The organism is Streptomyces sp. NPDC000878 (assembly GCF_053599695.1).
The window spans coordinates 30,981-45,492 of record NZ_JBSFMT010000078.1 but is presented as its reverse complement, the minus strand read 5'-3'; the positions used below and the strand labels follow the sequence as shown (position 1 = coordinate 45,492).

Here is a 14,512-nt window from a genome sequence, read left to right as displayed (position 1 = left end):
TCCCGACGTCGTACACCTCGCCGTCAGGCCTGGATAGCCCTCACGCCCGGCCCTGCGGGCCTGAAAAGCACGGGGCGCAGCCCCTGCTTTTCAGGGGCGCGGGGAACTGCGCGACCAGCCCCCACGGCGCCGCAGCCAACCATCAACCCCTCACGCCGTCTCAGCCCGCCTCCACGACCTCACCGGCACCCAAACGCCCTCGGCCCACTCACCCCCGGCCGGGAACAGCGGCCCAGGAGGCGCCGGTGCGACCGCTGGTCGAGGGCGCCTGACCTCCCGTATCCCGCTTTCTCGGTATGTCGGGCCGCCTTTCTGCGTCTTTCCGTGAGGAAAGGTGGCTCCTCTCATCCGCCTTTCACCCGGGCCTCATACGGTGGGGGCATGACGCAGGAGACTCCTCCCGGCTGGTACCCCGACCCCGGGCAGACAAGTGACGGCCCCGCCACCGAGCGCTGGTGGGACGGTAAGGCATGGACGGAACAGACCCGTCCCGAGGGCTCGGCCGCCGCCTGGGGTCCACCGGTGCTGGCCACCGGCGGGGCGTATCCGGTGTACCCGGACTATTCGCCGGCAGACACCGGCACCCGGCGCGGGCTGCGCACCGGCATAGCCGTGGCGGTGGCGATAGCCGTCCTCGCCGGCATAGGCGGCGGTGTGTACGCGCTGACCAAGGACGGCGGTGGCGGTGACAGCAACGTCAGCTCGCAGGTGCCGGGCGGTACCGGTGGGCAGGGCGGGCCCGGTGGGCAGAGCGGTGGCGGTCAGGGCGGGCCCGGTGGTGGCACCGGGGGCGGCTCGGGCGGGCAGACTCCCGATCCGCAGCAGTCCGAGCCCTCGGAGAGTCCGAAGATCGACAGCGGGTCCGTGCCCGACTCGGTCAACGGGATCAGCCTCCCGATCCCCGACGGCTGGTACGGCCAGTCGATCGGCGTGGGCGGGCAGGTGACCTCGGACAGTTCGTACAAGTGCCCGGGCGACACCACGAAGACCTGCACGAAGGGCGGGGCGTACTCGGCGCCCGCGCTGGCGCTGGGCACCTCGGGCAGCACGGCCGAGGCGGTCGCCAAGGCGGACATCGAGGCCAACGCCGAGGAGTCGTACGGCGGTACGACCTACGGGAAGATCACCTCGCACGAGGTGCTGGCCTCCAAGGCGGTGACCGTGGCCGGACAGAAGGGCTATCTGGTCCGCTGGAAGGCGATCACGAGCAAGGGTGCCGACGGGTTCGTCGAGTCACTCGCCTTCCCCGCGCCTTCCAACCCTCAGCAGATCGTCGTCGTCCGGTTCGGTGTCGACGCCGACCAGAAGGAGTCGGTGATCGACGAGATCACCGCCGGCATCAAGGTCTCGTCGGGGGACGGCAGCGGGCAGAACGTGTGACCGAATGGATCGGCCGGGTGGGGCGCCTCTCCGCTCAAGAGGAACCCCACCCGGCCGGGGGGTGCGCGCCGCCCCCGTCCCCACGGGTCGGCGCGAACAGGTCACCGTCCGGTCATGCCACGGGCGGCGGCCTGCGTCTCAGGTGACGCCGAGTGCGGGCAGCACCGCGGCGTCCACGAATCTGACCAGGTACTCCGGGTCGGCGTACTGCCCCTCCAGGACGGGGCGGACCCGCAGCACGCCCAGCATCTGCGCCGGTACGTACTCCAGCGCCGGATGGTCGGCGGCGATCTCGCCCCGCTCGACCGCGCGCCGGATCATCTCGCGGAACGCGTCCAGCTCCGGTTCGACGAGCGCCTCGCGCAGCGCCTCCTGCAGCTCCGGGTCCTGCATGGCGGCATGGCCGAGCGCCTGCATCAGCTGGGTGTCGTGCCCCGACCACTCGCCCGTCGCCCGCGCCGCCTCGCGCAGGTCCCCGGCGAGGGACCCCGTGTCGACGCCGGCGAAGCGGGCACGCCGGTTGGCGCGCAGCGCGGCGGCCACGAACTGCGGCTTCGTCTTCCACTGCCGGTAGAGCGTCGACTTGCTGCAGCGCGCGCTGGCGGCGACGCCCTCCATGGTCAGCGCCTCGTACCCGCACGCGCGGATCTGGTGCAGCACGGCGTCGAAGTACTCCTGCTCACGCTCCGGCGTGATCTTGGAGCGGCGGGAGGCGACGACCGGTTCCGGTCCCTCCGCGGCCTGCGACGTCATGACTGCACTCCTTGTCCCTGTCGTTTCTGACGTTTCTGTCGTTCGTATCGGGGCGCCCTGTGGCTTATTCCCGATTTCAGTGTGGCGTAAGTCCATCGATACGCCAGTGTACCGGAACGGATTCGTTTCGGTACACTCTCGTATCGGTACACCAACGTATCGATGAGCTGAGCGCCCGTACAGACGAGTTCACGCCCATAAACGCACTACCGAAGGGGTCGGGGGATGGAAGCCCGCACCGCGCCTGCCAAGGCGGAACCCGCCGGTATACGACGGCCGCCGCTCGTCCGTGAACTCCTGCTGGTCGCAGGTCTGTTCCTCGTCTACAAACTCGGCAGGCAACTGGCGACGGGGCACACCGCCGAGGCCTTCCAGAACGCGACCCGCGTCTGGGACTGGGAGCGCGCCCTCCACCTCCCCGGCGAGGGCGCCGTGCAGTCGGCGCTGCTGCACAGCGACACCGCGATCCATCTCGCGAACACCTACTACGCGACCGTGCACTTTCCGGCCACCGCCGCCTTCCTGGTCTGGCTCTACCTCCGGCGCCCCACGCACTACGTCTGGGCCCGCCGGGTCCTCGCCGTGGTCACCGGGGCCGCCCTGGTGATCCACCTCACCTTCCCGCTGGCCCCGCCGCGGCTGCTGGGCGCGGCCGGCCTCATCGACACCGGCCAGGTGTACGGGCCGACGGTCTACGGCGCCTCGCCCGAGGCCGACACCCTGTCCAACCAGTTCGCGGCCATGCCGTCGCTGCACTTCGGCTGGGCCCTGATGGTGGCGATCGGCCTGATCGTCGCGGCCCGCTCCCGCTGGCGCTGGCTGTGGCTGCTGCATCCGCTGGTGACGCTGGTGGTCATCGTCGGTACGGCCAACCACTACTGGCTCGACGCGATCGTGGCGTCGGCCCTGCTGGGCATCGCCCTCGCGGTCGTCCACCTGCCGCACCGCACCGAGTCGACAGCCGGGCAGGGGCAGGGCAGCAGGCTCACCCCGGCCGACGAGCCCGCCCTCGTGGGAGCGGGACTGGGGGCCGCACGATGAGCACCGCCACCCTCGTCGCCATCGCCCTCTCCCTGCTCTCCGCCGTCGCCTACGCCGCCGCGGCCGTCGCCCAGGAACGCCTCGCCTCCCGCAACGCCGACGCGGGGATACGACGGCTGCTGGCGACCGGCGCCTGGTGGGGCTCGGTGCTGCTCAACGCGGCGGGCGCGCTGCTGCACGTGGTCGCCCTCAAGTACGGTCCGCTCACGGTGGTGCAGCCGTTGGGCGCGCTCACCCTGGTCGCCGCGGTGCCGCTGGGTGCGCGGGTCGCCGGGCGGCGGGTCAGCGCGGTCGAGTGGCGCGGCACCGCCCTGACGCTGCTCGGACTGGCGGCGATCCTGGTCACGGCGTCCGGTCCGGCGCCCGACGACGTGCTGAGCCTTCCGGAGGCCCTCGCGGTCGCGGGTACGACGATGGTCCTGATCGGGGTGCTGGCCCGCCGCGGCGCCAAGCCCGGGCTGCGGCACGCGAGCGCGTCCGGCATCGCGTCCGGGGTGGCCTCGGCGCTCACCCAGACGGTCACGGTGGCGGCGACGGCCGGCTCGGGCGCGCTGCCCGGCTGGCAGGTGATCGGGGTGGCGCTGCTGGTCTCGGCGTTCGCGGCGGGCGGCTTGATCCTGTCCCAGACCGCCTACCGGGGCGGCCTCGGCGGCCCACTGGCCCTGGTGACCCTGGCCAACCCGGTCGCCGCGGCGGTGATCGGCCTGACGCTGCTCGGCGAGCGGCTCCAGGGCGGAGCCGCGGGCCTGCTGCTGGCGCTGGCGGGCGCGGGGCTCGCGGGGTGGGGCGTGGTGACGCTGTCGCGCTCGACGCCGGACCCGGCCGCGGTACCCGCCTCGGTTCCGACCGCGACTCCGATTCAGGTCCCGGTCCCGGTCCTGGACGACGAGGAGCATCCGGTGGCGTCGGTTCTCGCGCTGGAGGCCCATCCGGCGCCGTACGAGCCGTCGTTGATGCCCCGGCAACCGTCGGAGCCGGGACACCTCACGTCCCTGTGAACCGGCCGGTCTTCGTGAACCGGCCGGTCTCTGTAAACACGCCTCGGAGCCGGTGACACCTCACGCCTCTGTGAACCGACCGGTTCCTGTGAACTGACCGGCCTCCGTGAACACGCTCGGAGCCGAGACACCTCGCGTCACTGTGAACCGTTCGGTATCCGTGAACCGACCTGCCCCATGGCCACACCCGTGAACAGAGGCTTCAGCCGGCCCCTGTGAACCGACCGAACAGCCCCGCCGGCCGTGAACGGCCCCCGTCAGCCCAGACCCCGTGAATCCTGCTTCAGCGCCGTGTCGACGGTCAGCGCCGTCGCCACCACGAGGCTCAGCAGGGGCTCGGGCAGCTGGTAGTGGATCTGCAGGACGTAGTTGTCCGAGGTGGTGAACATCGTCTTCGCCAGACCTTCCCAGGTCTTGGTGATACGGGCGACCTCGTTCTCCGCGTGGTCGACGATCGCGAAGTTCCAGGCCCGCCAGTTCTCGGCCTTGACCGCGCCGACCTGCTGACCGCCCGCCTTGATCGCGAAGTTGATCTTCCCGAACATGTTCTGCTGGACGATCTCACCGACCGGCGAACCGTCCGGACGCCGCACGATCACCCGTGACTTCAGGAACTTCCGGGGCCGCGTCAGCAGCAGCACCGGCTGCCCGTAGGCGTCCCGGATCTCCAGCTTGTGCGTCATGAACTGGTCGAGGCTGGAGACGAAGCGCAGGATCTTCTTCAGGGCGCTCTGTCCAACCTGGACGACCGCGCCCAGCTCCTTGCCCTGCTGGTCCATGACCTTGTACTCGTTGGTCAGCTCGATCAGCTTGGCCTTCTGGTTCACCACCAGCACCGGCTCGCTGAACAGCGTGCCGCCACCGGCCCCGCCCGCCGCGACCCCGGCCTGCTGCTGCACCTGCCGCTGAACACGCGGGTCGGCACCGGCGACCGGCTGCGCCGACCCGAACCCCTTCTGAGGCTGACCCTGGGGCTGCCCGAATCCCTGCTGGGACTGCTGGGCCGGCACCGTCTGCGGCTGCTGCGCCTGCTGCTGGTCGGCACTGGTGTGCTCGGTCCACTGGGAACCGTCCCAGTAGCGGAGCGTCTGGGGTGCTCCGTGCGGATCCGGGTACCAACCTGCGGGTATGTTCGATTGCGTGGTCACCGGGGCACACTACCCGGACGTGGCTGGATCACAACCATGTACCGGTCAAGGCACCCCGGCCCACTCGCCGCCCTCCGAACAGCTCGCGTCAGCAGGCGGCTATCGCCGGATCGCTCACGCCCACCCGGCCGTTCTCCACGTGCCCGGCGAACCGGCGCAGGAACGACGCGTCCGCCCCGGAGGTGACCGTCAGGTCGTACCACCGCCTGCTGGCGCCCAGGTCCACCCGGTGCCGTACGGTCGCCCCGGCCCGCACCCTGATCCTGCGGGCCTGTCCCCCGTACCCGTTGCTCACCGTCAACTCCACTGTTCCGGAGCCCTTGTTGGTGAGCGTCAGCTCGACGTCGTCCCTGGTGTGCCGTGCGGTCACCTCGGGTCCTGCGGCGCCCTTGCCCCGGCCCTTGAAGACCCGCAGGAAGCCGTTCGGGCCGTGCACCGTCAGGTCGTACACGTCCTTGGAGCAGGCCGAGTTCCAGGTGTCCGAGACGATCTTGCCGGCCTCGGTCGTGTAGTGCCAGGGGCCGTCGGTGCGGTTGCCGGACGTCACGACGAAGGCGGCGCCGGCGTGGCTGCCGGAGGCGAAGGCGAGCGTGTACTTTCCGGCCACCGGGTCGGCCGAACCGTCCACGTGCGGGGCGTACTTGAGCGGGCGGGCCGGGCGTGTGCCGCGCTCCTGCCGGGGCATGCGCGGGTCGGCCGGCGGAGTGGGTTTGTAGTCGGGGTGACGGTCGCGGTCCTGCGGCTCGTAGCCGTCGGTCTCCGGCAGCGGGACCGGATGCGCGTCCTTGCGGGAGAAGTCGAAGGCGGCGGTGAGGTCGCCGCAGATGGCCCGGCGCCAGGGCGAGATGTTGGGCTCGCGCACCCCGAAGCGCTCCTCCATGAACCGGATGACCGACGTGTGGTCCAGGGTCTCGGAGCAGACGTAACCGCCCTTGCTCCAGGGCGAGACGACCAGCATGGGCACGCGCGGGCCGAGACCGTAGGGGCCGGCCACCCGGCTCGCGTCGCCCTTGTAGAGGTCCAGCGACACGTCCACCGTGGACTTGCCCTGCGCGGCGGACTTCGGCGGCAGCGGCGGTACGAGGTGGTCGAAGAAGCCGTCGTTCTCGTCGTACGTGATGAACAGCGCGGTCTTCGCCCAGACCTCGGGGTTGGCGGTGAGCGCGTCCAGTACCTGCGAGATGTACCAGGCGCCGTAGTTCGAGGGCCAGTTGGAGTGCTCGGAGAAGGCCTCGGGGGCGGCGATCCAGGAGATCTGCGGAAGCGTGCCCGCCTTGACGTCGGCCTTCAGCCGGTCGAAGTAGCCGTCGCCGTTCTTCACGTCGGTGCCGGTGCGGGCCTTGTCGTACAGGGGGTCGCCCGGCTTGGCGCCCCGGTAACTGTTGAAGTAGAGCAGGGAGTTGTCGCCGTAGTTGCCGCGGTAGGCGTCCTGGATCCAGCCCCAGGAGCCGGCCGCGTCCAGGCCGTCGCCGATGTCCTGGTAGATCTTCCAGGAGATCCCGGCCCCCTCCAGCCGCTCGGGGTAGGTCGTCCAGTCGTAGCCGACCTCGTCGTTGCCGAGGACCGGGCCACCGCCCTTGCCGTCGTTGCCCGTGTGACCCGTCCACATGTAGTAGCGGTTGGGGTCGGTGGAGCCGATGAACGAGCAGTGGTACGCGTCGCAGACGGTGAACTTGTCCGCGAGGGCGTAGTGGAAGGGGATGTCCTCGCGGGTCAGGTACGCCATGGTCGTGGCGCCCTTCGCGGGCACCCACTTGTCGTACTTGCCGCCGTTGTAGGCGGCGTGCCCGTCGGGCCAGGAGTGCGGGAGGCCCTCCAGGAACTGCATGCCGAGGTCGTCGGCCTCCGGGTGGAAGGGCAGCAGGTCCTTGGTGCCGTCCGACTGGTGCCAGACCGACTTGCCGTTGTCCAGGGTGACCGGATGCGGGTCGCCGAAGCCCCGTACTCCGCGCAGCGCGCCGAAGTAGTGGTCGAAGGACCGGTTCTCCTGCATCAGGACGACGATGTGCTCGACGTCCTCGATCGTGCCGGTGCGGTGGTGCGCGGGAAGGGCGGCGGCACGCTCGATGCTGCTGGAGAGCGCGGTGAACGCCGTGGTCGCGCCCGCGAGTTGGAGGAAGCGGCGCCGGTTGACTTCGGGCATGAGTGAAGGGCCTCTCGTCCTGATGACGGCGTTGGGCGGTACGTGACGGAATGGGGGCGCCTGGAGTTTCCCAGGGGTACCGAACGGCACGGAAGGGTCTGGTGGCCTGAGTGTGAAGGTCGTCGGTACGCGAGATGAGGAATGGGCCAAGACCGGCCAACGGCGTCTTCAAGCCAGGCCCAAGAGACCGCTACCCCCGGCCCCCGAGGTCGGGATAGGGCAGGCGTTCAAGGCGCGAGTGGCGTCGGCCGGCATGGTGGGCGAGGGCCCTGTCCAGCCGCTCGGGTGTCGTGTCGAGGCGGCTCCCTTCGAGGGAGAGCAGCCGCAGACCTCCGTACCCCTGCTTGTAGAACCACCACATCGACCGCCGTGGCTGTGCGCCCGGCCTGAGCCACAGCACGACGGAGTGCCGGACCGAGGGATGCCGCTTCGCGATGATCCCGATGCTCTCGATGTCGCCCCACGGCACACGCAGAGCGTGCGGACGAAAACCGCCGACGGCCAGCGTCACCCCGGCGGCGCCCACGTGAAGGGTGACGCGGTGCCGTCCGGCGAGGTAATAGACGGGCAGGGCGAAGATCGGCAGGTACACGAGAACGAGCGCGTCGAGCATGTCGAGCAGGACCGGCATGTGCTGGTCCTTGGGCCAGAGACCGAGGGCGAACGTCGGAGCGAAGGACGCGGCTCCGATCAGCACTGCGACACCCGTCGACCTGACCCCTTTGAAGGTCGTCCCCTCGGTCGGCACGGCGAGCGTTGTCGCGCCCCTGGCCCGGACGGGCCGCAACCCGTCGTGTCCGGGTGGCACGAACTGCCCCTCGCCGGCGAACCGTTCGAGCGCCGCATACAGTCTGTGCGGCCTGCGGGTCACTTCCGGGAGTGTGCACAGCGTGAGGCAATCGACGGCGAGTCGGGGCAGGTAGAAGACGGTCCGGTCGACCGGGCCGGGGGCCGCCCGGGCGAGGGGGCGGATCGCCAGCAGCCCCAGTCGGTCCGACCGCCCCACCCAGTGGACGACACCGATGCGTTCGATCTCGGTCCAGGCGTAGACGATCTCGGTGCCACCTCTGGTGAGCGCAACTCCGGCCGCGCTGATCTCCAGCCGGACCGGGTGGACCATCCGGGAGACGGCGAACCAGAGCACTCCGCAGGCGATGGCGCAGAGGAGGAACGACAGGGTCTTGAGCCACATGTGGGTGGGCTCGGTGAGCGCGTCCTCAGGGAAGAAGAAGTACGCCAGTACGGCCGAGAACGCCGCGACGAGGGCGAGGAAGCGTCGGTCGGTGGAGAAGACCTCTGTCACACCCTCCCCCGGCACCGACCGGCCGAGTGATCCGCCGCTGGGGGTCCAGGCCGAACCAGCGGTCCGCGAAAGGGCCTTCTCCACCACCCCGGGCGGTACGTTCAGGTGCCCAACGTCCGCGAAGCACAGGGCGCCGGTCCTGCTGTCCCGACGGGGGCCCGGAGAGCCGCGCCTTCCCGTTTTGATCAGAACGCCCGGTTTGGGCCGCAGCATCAGTCCGTACCGGGTACCTCGCAGTCGCCCCCTCGGGCGGGCCACCACCCACACCCGGCTGACGCGATGCCACGGGTAGTAGAAGTGCTGGTCCTTGCTGTAGCGGACCTCGATGCCGTCCGGGCCGATCGTCAAGGAGTAGTTGGTGGGAAAAATCAGGGACGACAAGCCCATCAGCAGAAAGAACCCGGCCACCACCCCGATCATGACCATGGCGGGGACCGAGTTCGCCTCCACCGGCTCCTCGCCCTTCGGACCGAATCGGAAAGTCACCCACAACAGGCCCGCAACGGCCGGAGCACCGATCGAGAACTCAATGCGGCGCCGGTGCCAGGCATCGTGCCGCAGCCGGGTCTCGGGGATCCGTCCCTCGCGCCCCGCGACCGCCGGCCGCGCTTCGATGCCGGCCTCCTCCTCGCCAGCCCGGTGCGCCGCTTGGTTCCGCACCAGCGCCAACGCCGAGTGCCCGTCGGAGCCCTGTTGTTGCGGGCGCGGCATGGCGCGCCGCTCCAGCGCTGCGGCCAGCGGCTCGAACAGGGCGCTGAGCGGCAGCAGTTCGGGACCGCCGGGCACTCCGTCACGCAGCAGCTGGATCAGTTCGCCGGTGAAGGCGGTGTAGCGGTCCGAGAGCGGTGCGTACGACTTGAGGTCGCCGGAGGAGGAGGTGAGGAGGTAGGTGCCCCTGATGTCGAGCGGGGCGTCCCCGCGGCTCGTGTCGCTCATCATCGCGTCGAGGACCCAGCCGCTCTGACAGCAGTCGAGGACGAGGATCTTGTTCGGGCAGGACGAGGTCTCGAAGATCTCCCGGATCGCCTGGAACGGGACCGTCGTCCAGCGCAGGTCGTTCTGGTCGGTCCCGCTCAGCGCCAGATGCAGTTCGCTGTAGTCGTGGTTGAGGATGCCGTGGCCCGAGAAGTAGACGAGCAGGGTGTCCGAGGCGTCGGCCGCCGCTTCCCGGATCTCGCGGCACACCGCGCGCGGGTCTGCCGAGTCCTGCACGACCGTGCATCGGGCCGGCAGGAACGATCCGCTGTCCGCGGTGAGCAGTTCGTGCAGGACTTCGAGGTTGTTGCGTACGGCCAGCAGGGGCTTGAGGTCCGGGCTGTCGTAGGACGAGGTCCCGATGAGGACCGCCCGTGACCCCCGGGGGTCCGGCAGCCTGGCCGTCACGGTCGCGGCGGGTTCAGGTGGTCCCGGAGTGCCTCCTCCAGCAGTGCCCTCGCGTCCTCGGCCGAGTCCGCGGTGACCTTCGCGCTGCGGCCGTCGGGCAGCGTGATCTCGACGGAGGTCGGCGACCGCCGGGCCCCGAGCAGCGCGGGCAGCGTCGTGATGAGCGCCGTGACGGCACCTCCGCCGCCCAGCCCGACGAGCAGCAGTTCCAGGCCGCCACCCATCTCGCCCTCTTCGGAATCGGGGCCGCTGCGTACGGTGTCGACATGACCGCGGAGTTCGGGTCGTGCCGTCAGTTGCCGACGGAGCGCGGCGAGGTCGGCGCCGGGTGCGTCATGGCCGCTCTCGTCGACCAGGCGCAGTTGTACTCGCATGACACGCACCTTCCCCCGCCGTGTGGTGTGCGGGACAAGTGTGCAGTAGACCCAGGGGTGTTGCACCGGACTTGTGCACCTTGCGGGCACGGGGGATCCGGAGGAGGCCACCGCGCGCGTCGCCCAAGTGCGAGCGGCGGCCTCCGGGTTCACGCCTTCGCGGAGACGGAGTACGAGTGCGCCCCGGTGCCGGCGAGCGCGCCGCCGTCGACGATCAGGTACTCGTCGCGGATCGGCCGCCCGCCGAACCACGACTCCAGGATCTCGCGCGTGCCCGCCGCGTAACGGGCCTGCGCGGAGAGTGAGGAGCCGGAGATGTGCGGGGTCATGCCGTGGTGCGGCATGGTGCGCCAGGGATGGTCGGCGGGCGCGGGCTGCGGATACCAGACGTCGCCCGCGTAACCCGCCAACTGCCCACTGCGCAGGGCACGTTCGACGGCGTCGCGGTCCACGATCCTCGCCCGGGCCGTGTTGATGAGATACGCCCCGCGCTTCATCGTGGCCAGCAGCTTGTCGCCGAAGAGGCCCTCCGTCTCCGGGTGCAGGGGCGCGTTGATCGTGATCACGTCGCAGTGCGGGGCCATGTCGACGGCGCTCTCGTGCCAGACCAGCCCCAGCTCGCGCTCGATGTCCTCGGGCAGCCGGTGGCGGTCGGTGTAGTGCAGCTTCACGTCGAAGGGCGCGAGGCGGCGAAGTACCGCCAGGCCAATGCGACCGGCGGCGACCGTACCGACGTGCATGCCCTCGATGTCGTACGAACGGGCCACGCAGTCCGCGATGTTCCAGCCGCCGTCGAGCACCACCCGGTGGGAGGGCAGGTAGTTGCGGACGAGGGACAGGGTCATCATCACCACGTGTTCGGCGACGCTGATGCTGTTGCAGTACGTCACCTCCGCAACCGTCACTCCATGCGCGATGGCCGCGTCCAGGTCGACGTGGTCGGAGCCGATGCCGGCGGTGACGGCCAGTTTGAGGTTCCTGGCGGCGGCGATCCGCTCGGGGGTCAGATAGGCGGGCCAGAACGGCTGCGAGATGACGACGTCGGCGTCCGGCAGCTCCCGGTCGAAGACGGAACCGTCCCCGTCCTTGTCCGAGGTGACGACCAGGGTGTGGCCGCGCTCCTCCAGGAAGCGGCGCAGCCCGAGTTCGCCGGAGACACTGCCGAGCAGCTGCCCCGGAGTGAAGTCGACGGCCTCGGGAGTGGGGGCCGTCTGGCCGCCGGGGTAGTGGTCGATGCGCGGGAGGTCGTCACGGGCGTACGAGGTCGGATATCCGTCGGTCGGGTCGTCGTACAGGACGCAGAGCACCTTGGCCATGTCGCGGCTCCTCAACTCCGTTGCGGGAACGTGCTCTTCACCATCCCTGGGTCGATTCCGCAGGTCAAAGCGAACGTCGCTATGTCGGGATAGCCGCCGTCTATCAACTCCCCACGGCTCGTCAACTCCCGTCGCCGAGGTAGCTGTTGAGGAGTTCGTCCAGCGCGTCCCGCACGCCCGCCTCCCTCGCCACCTTCAACAGCGCCTCGGCGAGCACGGACTGCGGCTCGTCCCGTGCGAGAACGAGTCCCACCCGTGGACCGTGCGCGGGCCCTTCCAGCGGGACCACCCGCATGCCGTCCGGTACGCCGAACATGTGCAGCCAGGCGTGCGAGATCACGCTCGACCAGCGTCCGCCCGGCAGCTGCGCGTACAGCCCGGCGACACTGTCCGACTCGATGGCGGGCGCGGCCGTGGCCCCGTCGGCGGCGAAGCACTCGTCGATGATGCGCCGGTTGCGCATACGGGAGTTGAGCAGACACAGCGGCAGGGCGGCGGCCTGCGCCCACCGGGCCGTCGGCCGCGTGCCGAGCGGGCCGTCGAGCGGGGTGAGCAGCACGTACCGCTCCTCGTAGAGCGGGAACCGGCGTACGTGGCGGAGGCTGTCGTCGTCGAGGTACGTCATCGCCGCGTCCAGCTCGAACTCGGCGAGCCCGTGGGTGATCTCGGCGGACGACAGCGACTCCAGGCTCACCCGGGCCTGGGGGTACCGGTCGCAGAACGGGTTGGTGAGAAGGGAGGCGGCGGGCAGCGCCGTGGGGACGACGCCGAGCCGGAGGGTCCCGGTGAGGCCGCCGCGCATCGCGGACAACTCCTGCCGCAGGGCGTCCCGTTCGGCGAGGATGCGATGCGCCCAGGCCAGCACGACTTCGCCTTCCGGGGTCAGTCCCTCGTACCGTCTCCCCCGCCGGACGATCGGCACGTCCAGTTCGTGTTCGAGCCGACGGATCGCGGCGGACAGGGACGGCTGGGACACGAAGCAGGCGGCAGCGGCGCGGGCGAAGTGCCGCTCGCGGGCGAGCGCGACGAGGTACTCCAGCTGACGCAGCAGCATGTGCCACCTTCCGGGCGGGTCATGAAGGCCAGGGTCTTCGTGACCCGTCGTACAGCATCGGGGGTCGTGTCCAGGACGGGTAGTCGACGAGGGACCCGCCGGACGCGCCGGGCCCCGCGGTGGCCGGTCCGGTCGCCGTCCCGGCTAGCGTGAGGCTCACAAAATCACCCAAGGCCGACATTCCACACCCCTTCCCCTGTGAGGCGTTCCGCCATGAGCCTGAGCATCCGCAACCAGATCCCCGGTACCGTCACCGCCGTCACCACCGGAGAGGTCATGGCCACCGTCAAGGTCCGTCTCGACGGCGGCCAGGACATCACCGCCGCGATCACCCGGGAGTCCGTCACGGAACTCGGCCTCGCCGAGGGCACCGCCGTGCGTGCCCTGGTCAAGTCCACGGAGGTCTCGCTGGCCACCGCCGCCGTCAAGGGCGTCTCCATCCGCAACCAGCTCCCCGGCACGGTCGCCGGTATCACCACGGGCGCCGCCATGGCCTCCGTCAAGGTCACCGTCACGGGCGGTGAACTCACAGCCGCGATCACCACGGACGCCGTGAACGAGCTGGGCCTGGCCGCCGGTTCCCCGGTCGTCGCCCTGATCAAGTCGACGGAGATCTCCCTCGCGACCGGGTGAGCGGGTGGACGTATGGGCATATGGGCGCGTGAGCGGGTGGGCAGGCACGGGCCCACCGGCCGCCCCCGACCGCTGTGGCACACCGTAACCGGAGACTGCTGTCCGATTGCTAGGCTGGGGGTATGGCGGCGGAGAGCGTGAAGGCGGGCGAGCGGGGGCTGCGGGCGGACGCGCTGCGGAACAGGCAGCGGATCGTGGCAGCCGCTCGCCGGATCTTCGAGGAGCAGGGGCTCGACGCGCCGTTGGACGAGGTCGCCGAGCGCGCCGGGGTGGGCGCGGGGACGCTGTACCGGCGGTTCCCCACGCGCGGGGAGCTGGTCGAGGCCGCCTTCGAGGACGAGTTGCGGAGCGTGGCGGCCATCACCGAGGAGGCGCTGCGCTGCGCGGACCCCTGGGTCGGGTTCAGTACGTATGTCGAGGGGCTCTGCGAGGCCATGGCGGCCGATCGCGGCCTGAGCGACCTGTTCACCGTCCGGCTGCCCAACTCGGAGGTCGCGGCGATCCTGTGCGACCGGCAGTCCGACGCCCTGACCAAGCTCGTACGTCAGGCCCAGGAGGCCGGAGCCCTTCGGGACGACTTCGTTCCGGAGGACGTTCTCCTGTTCCTCCTGGCCAACGCCGGGGTCGTCAAGGTGACCCGGTGTGCCGCCCCGCACGCGTGGCGACGCCTGGTCGCGTTCCTGCTGGCGGCGTGCAGGGCGGACCACACGGACCCGCTGCCGGCCGCGCCGACCCCGCTGCAGACCGAACGGGCCCTGCTCAGCCACGCCGAGACGAAGGGCCTGGGGTCGAACCGGCCGTGACGGCCGCTCCTCGCTCCCGGCTCCTCGCTCCTGCGGAACCCCGCGTGCCCGACCGACGTCTCCTGCTTGATGTCCCCCAAATTACTGTCTCCCGGCGGGAATAAGCGGAGACTTCAGTCCAGTTACCTGATCGAAGAGCAGGGTGTCGACGCGTCCGCCGAGGTGACGCGTCCTCGGCCGATC

The 14,512-nt window shown here is 70.5% G+C and carries 12 protein-coding genes; 5 read left to right on the top strand and 7 right to left on the bottom strand.

All coding sequences use genetic code 11. The features are described from left to right. The first annotated feature begins 381 nt into the window (after positions 1–381). Entirely contained in the window at positions 382–1,380 is a 999-nt protein-coding gene (locus tag ACWDR4_RS41750) for a DUF2510 domain-containing protein (RefSeq protein ID WP_450416361.1), read from the top strand. A 138-nt stretch (positions 1,381–1,518) separates the two neighbouring features. On the opposite strand, the gene ACWDR4_RS41745 is transcribed toward ACWDR4_RS41750, so the two are convergent. Beyond that, positions 1,519–2,133, bottom strand: a complete 615-nt coding sequence (locus tag ACWDR4_RS41745; protein WP_450416359.1) for a TetR/AcrR family transcriptional regulator C-terminal ligand-binding domain-containing protein — start codon at positions 2,131–2,133, stop codon at positions 1,519–1,521. A 225-nt stretch (positions 2,134–2,358) separates the two neighbouring features. On the opposite strand from ACWDR4_RS41745, the gene ACWDR4_RS41740 reads away from it, so the two are divergent. Together ACWDR4_RS41740 and ACWDR4_RS41735 are read left to right on the top strand one after the other, a co-directional pair. Further along, a complete protein-coding gene (locus ACWDR4_RS41740) occupies positions 2,359–3,174 on the top strand; it encodes a phosphatase PAP2 family protein (protein ID WP_450416358.1) in 816 nt (271 codons plus the stop codon). Continuing rightward, a complete protein-coding gene (locus ACWDR4_RS41735; RefSeq protein ID WP_450416356.1) occupies positions 3,171–4,172 on the top strand; it encodes a hypothetical protein in 1,002 nt (333 codons plus the stop codon). The genes ACWDR4_RS41740 and ACWDR4_RS41735 overlap by 4 nt, the downstream gene beginning before the upstream one ends. 257 nt (positions 4,173–4,429) lie before the next feature. Here ACWDR4_RS41735 and ACWDR4_RS41730 read toward each other — a convergent pair whose 3' ends face one another. The 6 genes from ACWDR4_RS41730 to ACWDR4_RS41705 form a co-directional block, all read right to left on the bottom strand. Further along, on the bottom strand, positions 4,430–5,320 hold the full coding sequence (locus tag ACWDR4_RS41730; RefSeq protein ID WP_450416354.1) for a phospholipid scramblase-related protein: 891 nt from the start codon (positions 5,318–5,320) through the stop codon (positions 4,430–4,432). Between the two features lie 88 nt (positions 5,321–5,408). Next, complete coding sequence (locus tag ACWDR4_RS41725; RefSeq protein ID WP_450416353.1) at positions 5,409–7,463, bottom strand: phosphocholine-specific phospholipase C; 2,055 nt, start codon at positions 7,461–7,463, stop codon at positions 5,409–5,411. 190 nt (positions 7,464–7,653) lie between these two features. Then, entirely contained in the window at positions 7,654–10,149 is a 2,496-nt protein-coding gene (locus ACWDR4_RS41720) for a caspase family protein (protein WP_450416351.1), read from the bottom strand. Beyond that, a complete protein-coding gene (locus tag ACWDR4_RS41715) occupies positions 10,146–10,523 on the bottom strand; it encodes an effector-associated constant component EACC1 (protein WP_450416349.1) in 378 nt (125 codons plus the stop codon). Before ACWDR4_RS41715 ends, ACWDR4_RS41720 begins: the two co-directional genes overlap by 4 nt. A 149-nt stretch (positions 10,524–10,672) precedes the next feature. After that, positions 10,673–11,839 (bottom strand): NAD-dependent formate dehydrogenase, encoded by a 1,167-nt coding sequence (locus tag ACWDR4_RS41710; RefSeq protein WP_450416348.1) that lies wholly within the window; start codon positions 11,837–11,839, stop codon positions 10,673–10,675. 121 nt (positions 11,840–11,960) lie between these two features. After that, positions 11,961–12,893 carry a LysR family transcriptional regulator gene (locus tag ACWDR4_RS41705; RefSeq protein WP_450416346.1) on the bottom strand — a complete coding sequence of 311 codons (933 nt, stop codon included), beginning with the start codon at positions 12,891–12,893 and terminating at the stop codon, positions 11,961–11,963. Positions 12,894–13,106: 213 nt separating this feature from the next. On the opposite strand from ACWDR4_RS41705, the gene ACWDR4_RS41700 reads away from it, so the two are divergent. Both ACWDR4_RS41700 and ACWDR4_RS41695 read left to right on the top strand, forming a co-directional pair. Next, positions 13,107–13,526: a TOBE domain-containing protein gene (locus ACWDR4_RS41700; RefSeq protein ID WP_450416344.1), complete on the top strand. Its 420-nt coding sequence runs from the start codon at positions 13,107–13,109 to the stop codon at positions 13,524–13,526. A gap of 122 nt (positions 13,527–13,648) precedes the next feature. Next, positions 13,649–14,329 (top strand): TetR/AcrR family transcriptional regulator, encoded by a 681-nt coding sequence (locus ACWDR4_RS41695; protein ID WP_450416342.1) that lies wholly within the window; start codon positions 13,649–13,651, stop codon positions 14,327–14,329. The last annotated feature ends 183 nt before the right edge of the window (positions 14,330–14,512 follow it).

Coding starts and splice junctions, on each gene's coding strand:
- ACWDR4_RS41700 (WP_450416344.1), top strand. CDS start 13,107: ATGAGCCTGAGCATCCGCAACCAGATCCCCGGTACCGTCACCGCCGTC.
- ACWDR4_RS41705 (WP_450416346.1), bottom strand. CDS start 12,893: ATGCTGCTGCGTCAGCTGGAGTACCTCGTCGCGCTCGCCCGCGAGCGG.
- ACWDR4_RS41710 (WP_450416348.1), bottom strand. CDS start 11,839: ATGGCCAAGGTGCTCTGCGTCCTGTACGACGACCCGACCGACGGATAT.
- ACWDR4_RS41725 (WP_450416353.1), bottom strand. CDS start 7,463: ATGCCCGAAGTCAACCGGCGCCGCTTCCTCCAACTCGCGGGCGCGACC.
- ACWDR4_RS41735 (WP_450416356.1), top strand. CDS start 3,171: ATGAGCACCGCCACCCTCGTCGCCATCGCCCTCTCCCTGCTCTCCGCC.
- ACWDR4_RS41715 (WP_450416349.1), bottom strand. CDS start 10,523: ATGCGAGTACAACTGCGCCTGGTCGACGAGAGCGGCCATGACGCACCC.
- ACWDR4_RS41695 (WP_450416342.1), top strand. CDS start 13,649: ATGGCGGCGGAGAGCGTGAAGGCGGGCGAGCGGGGGCTGCGGGCGGAC.
- ACWDR4_RS41750 (WP_450416361.1), top strand. CDS start 382: ATGACGCAGGAGACTCCTCCCGGCTGGTACCCCGACCCCGGGCAGACA.
- ACWDR4_RS41740 (WP_450416358.1), top strand. CDS start 2,359: ATGGAAGCCCGCACCGCGCCTGCCAAGGCGGAACCCGCCGGTATACGA.
- ACWDR4_RS41745 (WP_450416359.1), bottom strand. CDS start 2,133: ATGACGTCGCAGGCCGCGGAGGGACCGGAACCGGTCGTCGCCTCCCGC.